We start from the raw sequence: 14,192 nt of genomic DNA, 5'->3' as shown, positions 1-14,192 counted from the left end.
CTGGAGGGCGGCGAGAGTGTTCGCTCGCGGTACTGCCCTGGCAATCGCCATTGCCGCCTTCGCCGCTATTCATGGCGCGGCCGCACAAACGGCCAACCAGCCGCCGGATACCATGGCGGCGCGGGTGGAGGCGTGCACGCCCTGTCACGGCAACAAGGGCGAAGGCACCAGCGACGTTTATTTCCCGCGGCTTGCCGGCAAGCCGGCCGGTTATCTCTACAACCAGCTGCTCGCCTTCCGCAGCGGCCGGCGCAAATATCCGCCGATGAACTATCTGCTGGAGTTTCTGCCCGATCCTTATCTGAAGGCAATGGCGGAATATTTTGCCAGCGAGCACCCGCCGCTGCCGCAGCCGGCACCGAGTGAGGTCAGCAAGGACGTCCTGGCCCAGGGCGAGATGCTCGCCACCAGCGGCGATGCGGACCGCGGCATTCCGGCCTGCGTGAGCTGCCATGGCTCGGGTCTCACGGGCATGCAGCCGGGTATCCCCGGCCTGCTCGGCTTGCGCGCGGCCTATGTCAGTGCCCAGCTCGGCGCCTGGCGTTACGGCACCCGCACCGCGAAGGCACCCGACTGCATGCAGCTCGTCGCCGGTCATCTGACCGAGGCAGACGTCACCGCCGTCGCGGCCTGGCTCGCGACGCGGCCGGCGCCTGCAAACCCGGTCCCCGTGCCGAAAGGCACCTACGCGCTGCCGTTCGGCTGCGGTAGCCAGCCCAACTGACGAGGCGGATGATGGGCTCGAAATTCTGGATCACGCTGCTCGCTCTCGCCACCTTCACCACGGTCGCGCAGGCGCAGGACAAGAGCAGCGATGTCGTTGCACGCGGCGAGTATCTTGCCCGCGCCGGCGACTGCACCGCCTGCCATACTGCGCCGGAAGGCCGCCTGTTCGCCGGCGGCCACGCCATGCCGACCCCGTTCGGCACCATCTACACCTCCAACATCACGCCGGACGCGGATACCGGTATCGGCAAGTGGAGCGCCGACGACTTCTACAAGACCATGCACAATGGCCGTTTCCCGGATGGCGGGCTGATCTATCCGGCGATGCCGTTCGCCTCCTACACCAAGGTCACGCGTGCCGACAGCGACGCGATCTTCGCCTATCTGCGTTCGATCGCGCCGGTGAACCAGAAGAACAAGCCGCACGAGCTGCGCTTCCCCTATGACAACCGCCAGCTCATTCTCGGGTGGCGTACGCTGTACTTCCGCGAAGGCGAGTTCAAGCCCAATGCGACCAAGTCGGTGGAATGGAATCGCGGCGCCTATCTGGTCGAGGGTCTCGGTCATTGCGCCATGTGCCATTCGCCGATCAATGCGCTCGGCGGCACCTCGCAAGCGGACACCTTCAAGGGCGGCTTGATCCCGATGCAGAACTGGTACGCGCCGTCTCTCACCAACAACCGCGAGGCGGGGCTCGGCGACTGGAGCATCAAGGACATCACCGATCTGCTCCAGACCGGTGTCTCCATGCGGGGCGTGGTCTACGGCCCGATGGCCGAGGTCGTGCATAACAGCCTGCAATACCTCAACGACGAGGACACCAGGGCAATGGCGGTATACCTCAAGGGCATCGCGGAGCCCTCGCCTCCGCCGGCCGCGAGTTCGGCACTGCCGACCACCGAGAGCAGCCTCTTGGTCAGCCTCGGCAAACCCGTCTACGACAAGAACTGCGCGAGCTGTCATGGCGCGCAGGGCGAAGGCAAGCCGCCTCATTGGCCGCCGCTCGCCAATAACCAGTCGATCGAGATGCAGTCGGCGGTCAATCCGATCCGCATGGTGCTCAATGGCGGCTATCCGCCGGGCACCAAGGGCAATCCGATGCCCTACGGCATGCCGCCCTTCGCCGGCCTCCTCTCCGACAATGAGGTCGCCGCCGTCGTCTCCTACATCCGCACCGCCTGGGGCAATCGCGGCACGCCGGTCTCGGCGCGCGAGGCCAACGAGCTGCGCTCGGCACCGCTGAACTGAGGGCCGCCATGTTCAATTCCGATCCGCCGACCAGCCCAGCCGCCGCCGAACAAGCCATCGAGGAGGTCGTTGCCCAGGGACCGTCGGGTGCGATCGTGATCGCCGGCATCGCCACGGCCTGCGTGGTTGCGATGTGGCTCGCCTTCTATCTGTTCGTCTTCCTGCCGCGCGGGTCGCTGCAATGAACGCAGAGCAAACCCACAGCAACGGCAGCGCCAGCGCCGAGGTCGCGGCCCGCGTCGAGCGGCGCTGGACCATCGTCGCCGTGATCATCATCGTGATGATGGCGCTGCTGGCGGCGTTCGCCGGCATCCATCGCGCGACCATGCCGCAGCCGCGCGTCGAGACCACCGATCCGTCGCGACTGCACCTCTCAGGCGAATTCGTCGAGAGCAATCTCGGCAGCGTGCTCGAGGCGAACGGCAATGTGACCGTGCGCGCGATCGGGCAGCAATATTCATTCACGCCGGCCTGCATCTTGGTGCCCGTGGACACGCCGATCACGCTGCGCGCCACCAGCGCGGACGTCGTCCACGGCATTCTGATCCAGGGCACCAAACGTCAACACCATGCTGGTGCCGGGCTACATCTCCGAGCAGCTCATGCGCTTTACCAAGGCCGGCGACTATCTGATGCCCTGCCAGGAATTTTGCTCCTTCGGCCACGAGGGCATGTGGGGCAAGGTCAAGGTGATCGACAAGACCGAATTCGCTGAACGCGCGAAGGGTGGCGGGAGGCTGAGCTGTGTTGGTCAATAGAAAGCTCATCCTCGCCCATTTTTGGCTGGCCTTCGCCGTGTTCGGCATCGCGCTGACGCTCGGCGCCTGGCAGATGTTCATCCGCAGCCCGATCGGCACCTGGCTGTCCAATCCCGAGCTCTATTACCGCTCGCTGACCGCGCACGGCACGGTGATGGGCTACGTCTTCCCGACCCTGGTCGCGATGGGTTTCGGCTATGCCATCAGCGAGTCCGCGCTGGAGCAGCGGCTGGTCGGCGTCCGCTGGGCGTGGGCCGGGTTCTGGCTGATCGTGGTCGGTGCGATCATGGCGATGGTCCCCGGTCGGGCTTGGCCGCGCCTCCGTCCTCTATACGTTCTATCCGCCGCTGATTGGCAACGTGTTCTACTATCTCGGCGTCGTGCTGGTCGTGGTCGGCTCGTGGATCTGGGTCGCGCTGATGTCGATCAATCTGCGCGTCTGGCGGAAGGCCCATCCCGGCGCGCCGGTGCCGCTGGCGATGTTCGCCAACGTCGCGGGCTCTTACTTGTGGGCCTGGACCGCGATCGGTGCTGCGCTCGAGCTATTGCTCCAGATCATTCCGGTTGCGGCCGGGCTGAAGGCCACCATCGACGCCGGTCTAGCCCGCGTGTTCTTCTCCTGGACGCTGCACGCCATCGTCTATTTCTGGCTGATGCCGACCTACATCGCCTATTACACCATCGTGCCGCGCGCGATCGGCGGCCGGGTCTATTCCGACAGCATGGCGCGGATCTCCTTCATCCTGTTCCTGGTGGTCGCGATGCCGATCGGCATGCACCACACCTTCGCCGATCCGCAGGTCGGCGCCGGCTTCAAGTTCATCCATTCGGCCTTCACCGCGCTGGTGGCGCTTCCGACGCTGCTGACCGTGTTCACCATCTGCGCGTCGGTCGAGATCGCCGCGCGCCTGCGTGGCGGCCGCGGCATGTTCGGCTGGATCAGGGCCCTGCCCTGGGACAACCCGATGATGCTGGCGCTTGCCTTCTCCTTTGTCATGCTCGGTTTCGGCGGTGCCGGCGGCCTCATCAACATGAGCTACCAGCTCGATGCGTCGATCCACAACACGCAGTGGATCACCGGCCATTTCCACCTGATCTTCGGCGGCGCCATCGTGATCATGTATTTTGCGATCGCCTATGATCTGTGGCCGCATCTGACCGGGCGAGAGCTGATCGACGTCCGCCTGATCCGCACCCAGCTATGGCTGTGGTTCATCGGCATGATCGTCACGACTTTCCCCTGGCACTGGGTCGGTATCTTGGGCATGCCGCGCCGCATGGCCTATTTCGACTTCGGCGATCCCGCGATCGCGCCGCAGGCGCTCTCGGTCACCCTCTCCGTGATTGGCGGCTTCATCCTGCTGGCGTCGGGCATCCTGTGCCTGGTCATTCTGGCCCGCGGCATGCGTGCGCCGCAGGTCGATGCCGGTCCATATCGCTTTGCGCTGGCCGTGCACCAGTCCACGACGGTCCCGGTCGCGCTCAACACGCACGCGCTGTGGGTGGCGCTGATGATCGTGCTCACCCTGACCAATTACGGTTACCCGATCCTGACGCTGGCGCTGACCGAAGGCACGTCGGTGCCGGCCGTCTATGTGGGAGCGCAGTGATGGGTGCGCGCGACGTCTTCACGTTCCGCAATCGCCACTTCACGACAGGCGTCGGCGTCGTCGCCGGCATGCTGATCGTGACTGTTGTCACCGGCTTTATCGTGCTGCCCTTCGCACAGCCCTGGGTTCAGTTCGCCAGCGTCTGGGATGCGATCTGCAGCGCCGCGGGCGTACCGCAGCGCGCCGCCAGCGTGACGACGCCGGGGCAGACCAAGCCGTTGTCGGAGGTCGTGCTCACCTCGCGCACGCTGTCACGGCCGAGCCAGGAAGCGATCGGCCACGGCGCCACGCTGGCGCAGCGCTGCGCGATCTGTCATGGCCCATCCGGCATCAGCCGTGCGGACTCGCCTAATCTCGCCGGCCAGTATGCTGCCGTGATCTACAAGGAGCTGCACGATTTCCGCTCCGGCGCGCGCACCAATGCCGTGATGTCGCCGTTTGCCGTCAATCTGACGGACCAGGAGATCGCCGATCTCTCGAACTATTACGCCTATCTGCCGCGGCTGCCGGCCTATCACCCGACTCCGCAGCTCCCAAAACCCAATATCGTCATCTACGGTGCGCCGATGCGCGGCATCGCGCCCTGCGGCGCCTGCCATGGCAGCCTCGACAACAAGACCGGCAGCCCGTGGCTGGAAGGCCAGTCCGAGGCCTATCTGAAAGTGCAACTCCAGGCCTTCGCGTCCGGCGAGCGCCGCAACGACATCAGCCAGCAGATGCGCAACATTGCGCGTGCGATGACGCCGCAGGAGATCGAGCAGGCCGCAGCGTATTACGCCTCGCAGCCGCCGGATGTGGTGAAGGCGGTGGATTGAAGCGAGGAGTTCGTACCCCTACGACGATGCCAGCTTCCGCCGTCCGTAGATCGCGTCCGCACGCTTCTCGAACGCGAGGGAGAACCGCGCGAACGCGGCGTCGAACATCGAGCCCATCAGCAGCGCCAGCATGCGGCTCCTGAATTCGTAGGCGAGGAAGAAACCGACATCGCAGACGCCCTCACCCTTGGGCTCGAACGTCCAGCGGTTTTCCAGATTGCTGAAAGGACCTTGCAGATATTCGACCAGGATCTTTAAATTGGCGCGGTCGAGCGTCACGCGGCTGGTGAAGGTCTCCTTGACCAGCTTGAACGACACCGTCATGTCGGCGACCAGCACCTCGGTGCCGTCGGGTTTCGCGATGCGCTGACGGACCTTCAGCGCGCTGCACAGCGGCACGAATTCCGGGTAGCGCTCGACGTCGGCGACCAGATCAAACATCTCGGACGCGCTGTGATCGACACGGCGCTTGCTCGAAAATTTGGGCATGGCGGTTCAGCGGGCGCTTGCTGCCCGTGCGGCCTTCAGTTTCGTAAAATCCTCGCCGGCATGATGCGACGAACGGGTGAGCGGGCTCGCCGAGACCATCAGGAAGCCCTTGGTGTAGGCGACCTTCTCGTAGGACGAAAACTCGTCCGGCGGCACGTAGCGCATCACGGCGTGATGCTTGCGGGTCGGTTGGAGATATTGCCCGATGGTCAGGAAATCGACATCGGCGGAACGCAGATCGTCCATCACCTGCTGCACCTCGTGGCGCTCTTCCCCGAGGCCGACCATGATGCCGGACTTGGTGAAGATGGTGGGATCGAGCTCCTTGACCCGCTGCAGCAGCCGGATCGAATGGAAATAGCGCGCGCCGGCGGCCGTACCGTGAGATAGCACGACGGCACGGTCTCGAGATTGTGGTTGAACACGTCGGGCTTCGCCGCGACGACGACCTCCAGCGCCCCCTCCTTGCGCAGGAAATCAGGTGTGAGGATCTCGATCGTGGTCGAGGGGCACGCGGCGCGGATCGCGCGGATGGTCTGGGCAAAATGCTCGGCGCCGCCATCAGTGAGATCGTCGCGGTCGACGGAGGTGATGACGACATGGGCAAGGCCGAGCTTGGCCACGGCCTCGCCGACGTTCTGCGGCTCGGTCGCGTCGAGCGCGTTCGGCATGCCGGTCTTGACGTTGCAGAAGGCGCACGCGCGGGTGCAGGTGTCACCCATGATCATGAAGGTCGCGTGCTTCTTGTCCCAGCACTCGCCGATATTCGGGCAGCCCGCTTCCTCGCACACCGTATGCAGGCCGTTGGCGCGTACGATGTTGCGGGTGTCGGCATAGCCACGGGTATTGGGCGCGCGCACGCGGATCCAGTCCGGGCTTCGGCGGCGAAGCGGAATCGGGCCGGTTCACCTTTTCGGGGTGACGCGGGCGCAGCGGGTTCGAGATGGTATCGACAATAACGACCATGGGGTGTCCGGTCTGTTCAGGTCCTACCTAGTCGGTCTCGCCGGGCATCGCAACCCGGCTCGCCCTGCTTCAGGGAACATGGCAGATATGGGCATTATCCTGCTCTGTTCTCAGGCGATTCTCACCTCGAATGGCTCCAACCTCGAAAGCCTCTACACCGCGGCTCGGCAAGCCGCTGAAGCGCGCCTTCTTCGACCGCAACGTCCGCGAGGTCGCGCGCGACCTGATCGGTGCGACCATGCTGGTCGACGGCGTCGGCGGGATCATCGTCGAGGTCGAGGCCTATCATCATACCGAGCCGGCGGCGCATTCCTACAACGGACCGACGCCGCGGAACCAGGTGATGTTCGGCCCGCCCGGTTTTGCCTATGTCTACCGCTCCTACGGCATCCATTGGTGCGTGAACTTCGTCTGCGAGGACGAAGGCTCGGCCGCTGCCGTGCTGATCCGCGCGCTGGAGCCCACGCACGGCTTGGCGACGATGCGCCGCCGCCGCCATGCGGTCGATGTGCACACGCTGTGCTCGGGCCCGGGCAAGCTGACCGAAGCGCTCGGCATCACCATCGCGCACAACGCCCTGCCGCTGGACCGTCCCCCGATCGCGTTGCATGCGCGGACGGGGGATTTGGAGGTGGTGGCCGGAATCCGGATCGGCATCACCAAGGCCGTCGAGCTGCCCTGGCGCTATGGCGTCAGGGGATCGAAGTTTCTGAGCAAGCCGTTCCCGAAATAGGGCTACGAGGCCAGCTTCAGCCGCTCCAGCGCCTCCAGCAGCTTGGCCCTGCGAGCGAGCGCGGCCTCCCGCTTCTCGCGCTCTTCCTCGACGACTTCCTCGGCCGCGTTGGCGACGAATTTCTCGTTGGTCAGCTTGGACTCGGCGCGCTTGATGTCGGCGTCGGCTTTCGCGATCTCCTTGTCGAGGCGCGTACGTTCGGCGGTGACGTCGATCACGCCCTTGAGCGGCAGCGCGGCCACCTCGCCGCGCACCAGCAGCTGAACCGCGCCGTCGGGCGCGCGGTCGGCGAAGGAGATGTCGGACAGGCGCGCCATGCGTTTGATGACGTCGCTCCAGCGAGGCGCGCGCTCCTTCGTCTCGGTCGACGCGCCTGCGAGCACCAGCGCCGTCAGAGTCGCCGGCGCGATGTTCATCTCGGCGCGCACCGAACGGATCTGGGTGACGAGGTCGATCACCCAGCCGATCTCAGCCTCGGCCGCGGGATCGGTGAAGTCGGCATGGTCGAAGATCGGCAGCACCCAGGCCGGAGAGACGAGCGCATCGGTCGGCCCCGTCGTTGCCGCAAGCATCGCAAGCTGCTCCGGCGTCGGTGCGGACGGCTTCAGCGGCCATGGTGCCAGCGCGAGCAGACCGTCGCGCTTGGCAGTCACCTCCCACAACTCCTCGGTGATGAAGGGCATGAACGGGTGCAGCAGTTTCAGGATCTCATCGCGCGCCCATGCCACCATGGCGCGGGTCTCGGCCTTGGCCGGGCCGTCGAGACCGAGCAGCACGGGTTTTGCGAGCTCGACATACCAGTCGCAATAGACGTTCCAGACGAAGCGGTAGATGCTGCCTGCGGCATCGTTGAAGCGATAGGCCTCGATCGCCTCGGTCACCTCGCGCGTGGTGTGCGCGCTCTCATGCGCGATCCAGCGGTTCAGCGTCTCCTTGACCTTCGCCGGTTCGAAACCCTCGGGCACGGCGCAGTGGTTCATCTCCGCGAAGCGGGACGCATTCCAGAGCTTTGTCGCGAAATTGCGGTAGCCCTCGACACGGCTGGTGGCGAGCTTGATGTCGCGTCCCTGCGCGGCCATCGCGGCCAGCGTGAAGCGAAGCGCGTCCGCGCCATATTCGTCGATCAAATTGAGCGGATCGATGACGTTGCCCTTCGACTTCGACATCTTGGCGCCACTTCTCGTCGCGGACGAGGGCGTGGATGTAGATCGTCGAGAACGGCACCTCCTTCATGAAGTGCAGGCCCATCATCATCATGCGGGCGACCCAGAAGAAGATGATGTCGAAGCCGGTCACCAGCACGTTGGTGGGATAGTAGCGCTGCACTTCCGGCGCGTCTTCGGGCCAGCCGAGCGTCGAAAACGGCCACAGCGCCGAGGAGAACCAGGTGTCGAGCACGTCCTCGTCGCGCGTGATGAAGCCGTCTCGCTTGTTGCGGTCGAGCGCCATCTCGCGGCCCTGCTCGACCGTGATGACTTCCTGCTCGACGTAATAGCCCAGCGCGTGGCTGACGGCCTCTTCCTCGGTCTCGGCGACGAACACCTTGCCGTCAGGGCCGTACCAGGCCGGGATCTGATGGCCCCACCACAACTGGCGCGAGATGCACCAGGGCTGGATGTTCTCCATCCATTCGAAATAGGTCTTTTCCCAGTTCTTCGGCACGAAGGTGGTTTCGCCCGAACGCACCGCCGCCATCGCGGGTTTTGCGAGTGTCTTGGCGTCGACGTACCATTGGTCGGTCAGGTACGGCTCGATCACGGTGCCGGAGCGATCGCCATGCGGCACCATGTTGGTGTGCGGCTCGATCCGCTCGACGAAGCCGAACGAGTCCAGCCGCTCGACGATGCGCTTGCGCGCAGCGAAGCGATCGACCTTGTGAAACTCTTCGGCGAAATGCGCGGCGCCTTCCGGCAGGTCGCGCAGATAATCCTCGTTGTCGAGGAGATCGAGGCAGCCTTCCTTGTCGAGCACGCTGATGCGGCGCAGACCGTGTCGATTGCCGACGTCAAAATCGTTGAAGTCATGCGCCGGCGTCACCTTGACCGCGCCCGAGCCCTTCTCCGGATCGGAATAGTCATCGGCTACAATCTGCACCTTGCGGCCGACCAGCGGCAGGACGATGTGCTTGCCGACGAGCTTCTGATAGCGCTCGTCGTCGGGATGCACGGCCACGCCGGTGTCGCCCAGCATGGTCTCCGGGCGCGTGGTGGCAACGACGATGAAGCTCGAGGGATCTTCGGGGCTGAAAATCTTGCCCTCGATCGGATAGCGCAGGTACCAGAGGCTGCCCTTGACCTCGGTCTGCTGCACTTCGAGATCGGAGATCGCGGTGAGCAGCTTGGTGTCCCAGTTCACCAGCCGCTTGTCCTTGTAGATCAGGCCATCGCGGTGCAGATCGACGAACACCTTGACCACGGCCTTGGACAGGCCCTCGTCCATGGTGAAGCGTTCGCGCGACCAGTCGCAGGAGGCGCCGAGCCGCTTGAGCTGGTTGATGATGGTGTCGCCGCTCTCGGCCTTCCACTGCCAGACCCGCTCCAGAAACTTCTCGCGGCCGATCTCGCGGCGGCTGGGCTGCTGGCGCTCCATCAGCTGCCGTTCGACCACCATCTGGGTGGCGATGCCGGCATGGTCGGTGCCGGGCTGCCACAGCACGTCACGGCCACGCATGCGCTCGAAGCGGCACAGGATGTCCTGGAGCGTGTTGTTGAGGGCGTGGCCCATGTGCAGCGAGCCCGTCACGTTCGGCGGCGGGATCACGATGGTAAAGGGCACGGCGTCACGGCGGTCGGGGCGGCCGGCCTTGAAGGCAAGGCTGTCCTCCCACACGACGGACATGCGGGCTTCGATATCGGCGGGTTGGTAATTTTTCTCGATCATGGGGCTGCTAGAAAGCCGCGCGCGGGGTCCAAGTCAACGGAAAGCTCAAAGGAAAGCCAGGCGGCAACAGGGCTTTCCGGTCCGGTCGGGAGACCGAATATGGCGCACAAGCAGGGCTTTACGAGGGCCCTGCGGCCCGATCTACCTGCCGCCGCGCGATACCCGCTCGATTTCGGCCTTCACGATGCGTTCTACGAGACCGGGCAAATTGTCGTCGAGCCAGGACTTCAGCATCGGACGCAGCATCTCCTTGACCAGGTCCTCCAGCGTTCGCGCATTGCTGCTGAGCACTGTGTGGGCCAGGGAATTGAAGGCGGATTCGACCGCCGAGACGGTCGATTGCGCCAGGATCGGCTGTTGGGGCGGCATTGGCGGCGCATCGTAGTCCACGGGCGCATAGGAGGCCGGCGTTGGACGCGGCGGCGGCGATTCGGCGAATTCGAGGTCGTCGCGCGGCTCGACCTTGCGGAAGCTCGGCGGCGGCGGAGGCGGCGTCGGCTCCATCGCCATCGCCATATCGTCGGTCAATTCCAGCACGTCGGGCTCAGGTTCGGGCTCCGGCTCGGGAGCGCGGATTTCTGGCGCAGCCGTGGCCGTGTCGAGGCCCGCCAGCAGCGCGTCGATATCGTCCTGATTGTTGGATGCATCCGCGGCGGCGGCGGCGGGGGGCGGCGCCGATGCCGGCTTTGCGGCCGGAGGCGGTACGGGCTTCTCGGCCGCCGGTTTGGCCGGCGCGACCTTGGATGGCGGAATGTCGTTGATCGCCTGCGGCTTCGGCGGCGCGGCGGGGGCGGCAGCTTTCTCGGGCTTGGCGGCATCAGCCTGCGGCGGCTTGGCCTCATCGTCGGCAATGATGCGCCGGATCGAGGCCAGAATCTCCTCCATCGAGGGTTCTGTGACCTTTGCAGGCTGCGTCATTTCCGACTCCACATCATCAACGCCCTCGCATGCGTTGTTTTACACCAAGCACGACAGGATTGGCCGGTTCCGGATGGGTGGCCCGCCGTTTTCGACGCGGCAGCCCGACTTGTCCCCAGTTCACGGCTCAACGTGCAGCGGTGCGCCCCTGCCCGTGGCACTCAAGCTTTACGCACACGACATCAGGTGCGGGGCGAATCGACCCGCATCGTCTTGGCAAGGCTATGTCAGGGATTTTGATGATTGCAAGCAAAGCACCGGTCGGCCTCGGCTGTTTGCGAGGCCGACCGGATGACTACGGGACTTTAGCGTCCGTCAGGCGTGCGCACGCCTGCCCAGCTATCGCGAACCTGCTGGTAGTGCACGCTGGGATCGTAGACCGTGGTCGCAAGGCCAAGCACCTGAGGCGCGAGACGACCGACCGCGTTGAGCACCGAATAGGACGCCACCACGCGGTCATGCTGGGCAGTGACGAGCGCAACGCGCGCGTTCACAAGCGCCTGCTGCGCGTTGAGCACGTCGAGCGTGGTGCGCTGGCCGGCCTTGGCTTCCTCGCGCACGCCGTTCAGCGCGATCTCGGAGGCCGTGACCTGCGCCTGCGCGGATTGCACCTGCGCCTTGCCCGCTTCCAACTGACCCCAGGCCTGCACAACGTTGGCGCGGGTTTGATCGCGGGTGGTTTCGAGATTCAGGCGCTGCTGCGCCAGGTTCTCTTTCGATTGTCGGATCAGCGAATATTCCGCGCCGCCCTGATAGATCGGGATGGAAGCTGTCGCGATGGCGGACGCGGTATTCGTTCGAAAAACCGACAGGGTCTGCTGGTACGCCGTACTGACACCAGCCTGGACCGTGACCGTCGGCAGCAGCGCACCCTCGTTGATCTTGACCTGGAGATAGTTGACGTCGATGCCGTACATCGCAGCCGTGACGCTGGGGTTCTCCACCAGGCTGAGATTGACCGCGGAGGCGATGCTCGCGGGCAGGAAGCGATCGACCGGCGAGCCCGGGGCAAGGTTCGTCGGATCGTTTCCGATGATCCGGCGGAAATTCGCGCGCGTCGTCGTGAGATTCGATTCGGCAGTCAGGGCTTGGGTCCTGCCGGCAGCCAGCTGCGCTTCGGATTGCGCCACGTCGGTGCGCGTCACCTCGCCGACATTGAAGCGATCGCGCGTCTGCTTGAGCGTCTGTTCGAGCACGCGAACGTTGCTGCGCTGAACCTCGAGAGTTGCCGAGTCACGCAGGAAGTCCATGTAGCTCGTGGCGGCCTGCAGCAGGACCGTCTGCTCGAGCACACGCAACGCCTCGCGGGACCCCGAGACCTGGCTCTCCGCCGCGCGCGTCCTGTTGGCAGTCTGATTGCCGTTGTAGAGCGTCTGGTTTGACGGTCAGGCTGGCGCTGTTGGGCTGAAGAACGCCATTGAACGTCGCCCCCTTCTGCAATTGTTGGGTATCCTGATATTGATAACCGGTGCCGAGGGTCACATTGACCTTGGGGCGGTAGCCCGACAGCGCCTGCGGCACGTTCTCGTCGGTCGAGCGCGCCTGGGCGCGCTGTGCGTTCAGCTGCGGATTGTTCTGATAGGCGCGCACCAGCGCAGCCTCGATCGTATCCGCCAAGGCAGGCGTCGGCCCGGCAAGCGCCAGCAACAGGACCGAAACCGCAGCTCCGGTGAAGAGCTTCACCCCATGCATCCAAAAATTCCGTTCATTCTAACGCCAAGCTCGTGCCCGCGAGCGTGGTTACCGTCTACGAGTGGAGTCGTTGCCCCGTGGCAACATAGGACGCGGTCAAGCGCGACGGAACTACCCAAGGGTAGTTCCCGGTGGAAACTCTTCACGTGCAGCATCCCGGCCACACTTCTGATTCAGAACGGGATTTTAACAGGCCAAAGCCTCCAAACGGCCGTCAGAAGACGAAGGCGGCGGCCCGTTCCAGCCCCGGAAGGACCGGGGCAGCGGCATCGAACAGCGCCCGATGGCCAAATTCCCCGTGGGTATGGGTCACGATCATGGCGCGCGGCGGCCTGGATTCGGCAGAGACCCCCAGCAGTCGCCCCCCCTCCTTGAGCTGCCCGAGCAGCCCTGCCGGCGCCACCTCGGTGGCGCCGTTGAGGACGATAACATCATAGGGAGCAGCAGCGGCATCGCCCTCGCTGCAGGCCGCAGCCTTGCAGGCGACGTTGGCAAGCCCGAGGGCGGCGAATGTGTCCTTGGCTTTCGCGGCCAAGGCCGAATCGCATTCCGTCGCGGTGACCTGGCGGGCGAGCTTGGTGGTCAGCGCGGCGAGGTAGCCCGTGGCGCAACCGACGACCAGCACGTTGTCACCCTCGCCGATCTCGGCGGCCTGGAGCAGTTTGCCGGTCAGCTGCGGCTTGATCAGGAAGCGCTTGGCGCCGCCCTCGCTGACGTCGAGATCGAGGTCGAGGTAGGACAATGCCTGCCGGGCCACCGGCACGAAGGCCTCGCGCGGAATCATGAGCATGGCGTCGAGAACACGACGGTCGGTGACATCACTGGTGCGCACCTGGCCATCGACCATTTTTAGGCGCGCGGTGGAGAAACCGGACATTTGCGGACCCTGCAAGGCGGACGATGCCGCGGACGAAAGTTGCGGCATCTTTGGAACATGCCCGGCAAAAACGCAACATGGCCGTCGGCCCCGCAGACCGGGCCTTCCGCAACTCGCAACGTCTAACGCGAGGTTTATTCGATCGTGACCGCGAGCCGGCCGATCAATGCGGCGACTTCGTCCAGCCGCGCCGAATCGTGTGTCTCGACCGCACGCGCCAGGCAGGCGAGGCATTCATCGTCGCTGAGTTCAGGGATGTCTGCCGGCAGAATCGAGGGAGCCATTTGGTAACGGTCGACCTGGATGTCTGGCATGGGAATCAGCTCCGTAAAAATCCGGCACTGGCGAAGCTCGGTTCCAATTGAGTCGATTTGGCGCCGCCCTGATGGCGCGTCCGTGCCATTGCACACACCTGATTGAACGTGATTCCACGCGGAGATCGAGGAAACGGTGTTCAGCGATCGTCGCAACGCGATCACG

Annotated in this window: 9 protein-coding genes and 5 pseudogenes; 7 read left to right on the top strand and 7 right to left on the bottom strand. The window is 64.8% G+C overall.

Annotation, left to right across the window (positions count from 1 at the left end):
- The first annotated feature begins 16 nt into the window (after positions 1–16).
- The 6 genes and pseudogenes from ACVWYI_RS20575 to ACVWYI_RS20550 all read left to right on the top strand — a co-directional run bounded on the left by ACVWYI_RS20575 (position 17) and on the right by ACVWYI_RS20550 (position 5,157).
- Positions 17–724, top strand: coding sequence for a c-type cytochrome (locus ACVWYI_RS20575; protein ID WP_456663028.1), 708 nt, complete (start codon positions 17–19; stop codon positions 722–724).
- Between the two features lie 8 nt (positions 725–732).
- A complete protein-coding gene (locus ACVWYI_RS20570) occupies positions 733–1,974 on the top strand; it encodes a c-type cytochrome (protein ID WP_456663027.1) in 1,242 nt (413 codons plus the stop codon).
- 8 nt (positions 1,975–1,982) lie between these two features.
- Positions 1,983–2,159, top strand: coding sequence for a hypothetical protein (locus ACVWYI_RS20565; RefSeq protein WP_354050583.1), 177 nt, complete (start codon positions 1,983–1,985; stop codon positions 2,157–2,159).
- A pseudogene (locus ACVWYI_RS20560) lies at positions 2,156–2,732 on the top strand (cytochrome C oxidase subunit II). The gene ACVWYI_RS20565 and the pseudogene ACVWYI_RS20560 overlap by 4 nt, the downstream one beginning before the upstream one ends.
- Positions 2,719–4,342, top strand: a pseudogene (locus ACVWYI_RS20555) (b(o/a)3-type cytochrome-c oxidase subunit 1). Before ACVWYI_RS20560 ends, ACVWYI_RS20555 begins: the two co-directional pseudogenes overlap by 14 nt.
- Positions 4,342–5,157: a c-type cytochrome gene (locus tag ACVWYI_RS20550; RefSeq protein WP_456663026.1), complete on the top strand. Its 816-nt coding sequence runs from the start codon at positions 4,342–4,344 to the stop codon at positions 5,155–5,157. Before ACVWYI_RS20555 ends, ACVWYI_RS20550 begins: the two are co-directional and overlap by 1 nt.
- Before the next feature lie 18 nt (positions 5,158–5,175).
- Here ACVWYI_RS20550 and ACVWYI_RS20545 read toward each other — a convergent pair whose 3' ends face one another.
- Both ACVWYI_RS20545 and lipA read right to left on the bottom strand, forming a co-directional pair.
- On the bottom strand, positions 5,176–5,646 hold the full coding sequence (locus tag ACVWYI_RS20545) for a type II toxin-antitoxin system RatA family toxin (RefSeq protein ID WP_456663025.1): 471 nt from the start codon (positions 5,644–5,646) through the stop codon (positions 5,176–5,178).
- A gap of 6 nt (positions 5,647–5,652) precedes the next feature.
- Positions 5,653–6,612, bottom strand: a pseudogene (lipA, locus tag ACVWYI_RS20540) (lipoyl synthase).
- Positions 6,613–6,742: 130 nt separating this feature from the next.
- Between lipA and ACVWYI_RS20535 the strand changes: the two are divergent.
- Positions 6,743–7,345 (top strand): DNA-3-methyladenine glycosylase, encoded by a 603-nt coding sequence (locus ACVWYI_RS20535; protein ID WP_456663024.1) that lies wholly within the window; start codon positions 6,743–6,745, stop codon positions 7,343–7,345.
- 2 nt (positions 7,346–7,347) lie between these two features.
- Here ACVWYI_RS20535 and ACVWYI_RS20530 read toward each other — a convergent pair.
- From ACVWYI_RS20530 to ACVWYI_RS20510, 5 genes and pseudogenes are all read right to left on the bottom strand, one after another.
- Positions 7,348–10,225 (bottom strand): annotated as a pseudogene (locus ACVWYI_RS20530) (valine--tRNA ligase).
- Positions 10,226–10,366: 141 nt separating this feature from the next.
- The gene (locus ACVWYI_RS20525; protein ID WP_456650053.1) at positions 10,367–11,143 is read right to left on the bottom strand and encodes a PopZ family protein; all 777 of its coding nucleotides are present in this window, start codon (positions 11,141–11,143) and stop codon (positions 10,367–10,369) included.
- Positions 11,144–11,448: 305 nt separating this feature from the next.
- Positions 11,449–12,835 (bottom strand): annotated as a pseudogene (locus tag ACVWYI_RS20520) (TolC family outer membrane protein).
- A gap of 214 nt (positions 12,836–13,049) precedes the next feature.
- Positions 13,050–13,712 carry a protein-L-isoaspartate O-methyltransferase family protein gene (locus ACVWYI_RS20515; RefSeq protein ID WP_456650054.1) on the bottom strand — a complete coding sequence of 221 codons (663 nt, stop codon included), beginning with the start codon at positions 13,710–13,712 and terminating at the stop codon, positions 13,050–13,052.
- Positions 13,713–13,846: 134 nt separating this feature from the next.
- Positions 13,847–14,026, bottom strand: a complete 180-nt coding sequence (locus tag ACVWYI_RS20510) for a hypothetical protein (RefSeq protein ID WP_247353419.1) — start codon at positions 14,024–14,026, stop codon at positions 13,847–13,849.
- Between the last annotated feature and the right edge of the window lie 166 nt (positions 14,027–14,192).

The sequence above is a fragment of the Bradyrhizobium sp. LB13.1 genome (assembly GCF_054056815.1).
The sequence above is the reverse complement of the archived record's forward strand: the minus strand, read 5'-3'. Positions and strand labels throughout refer to the sequence as shown.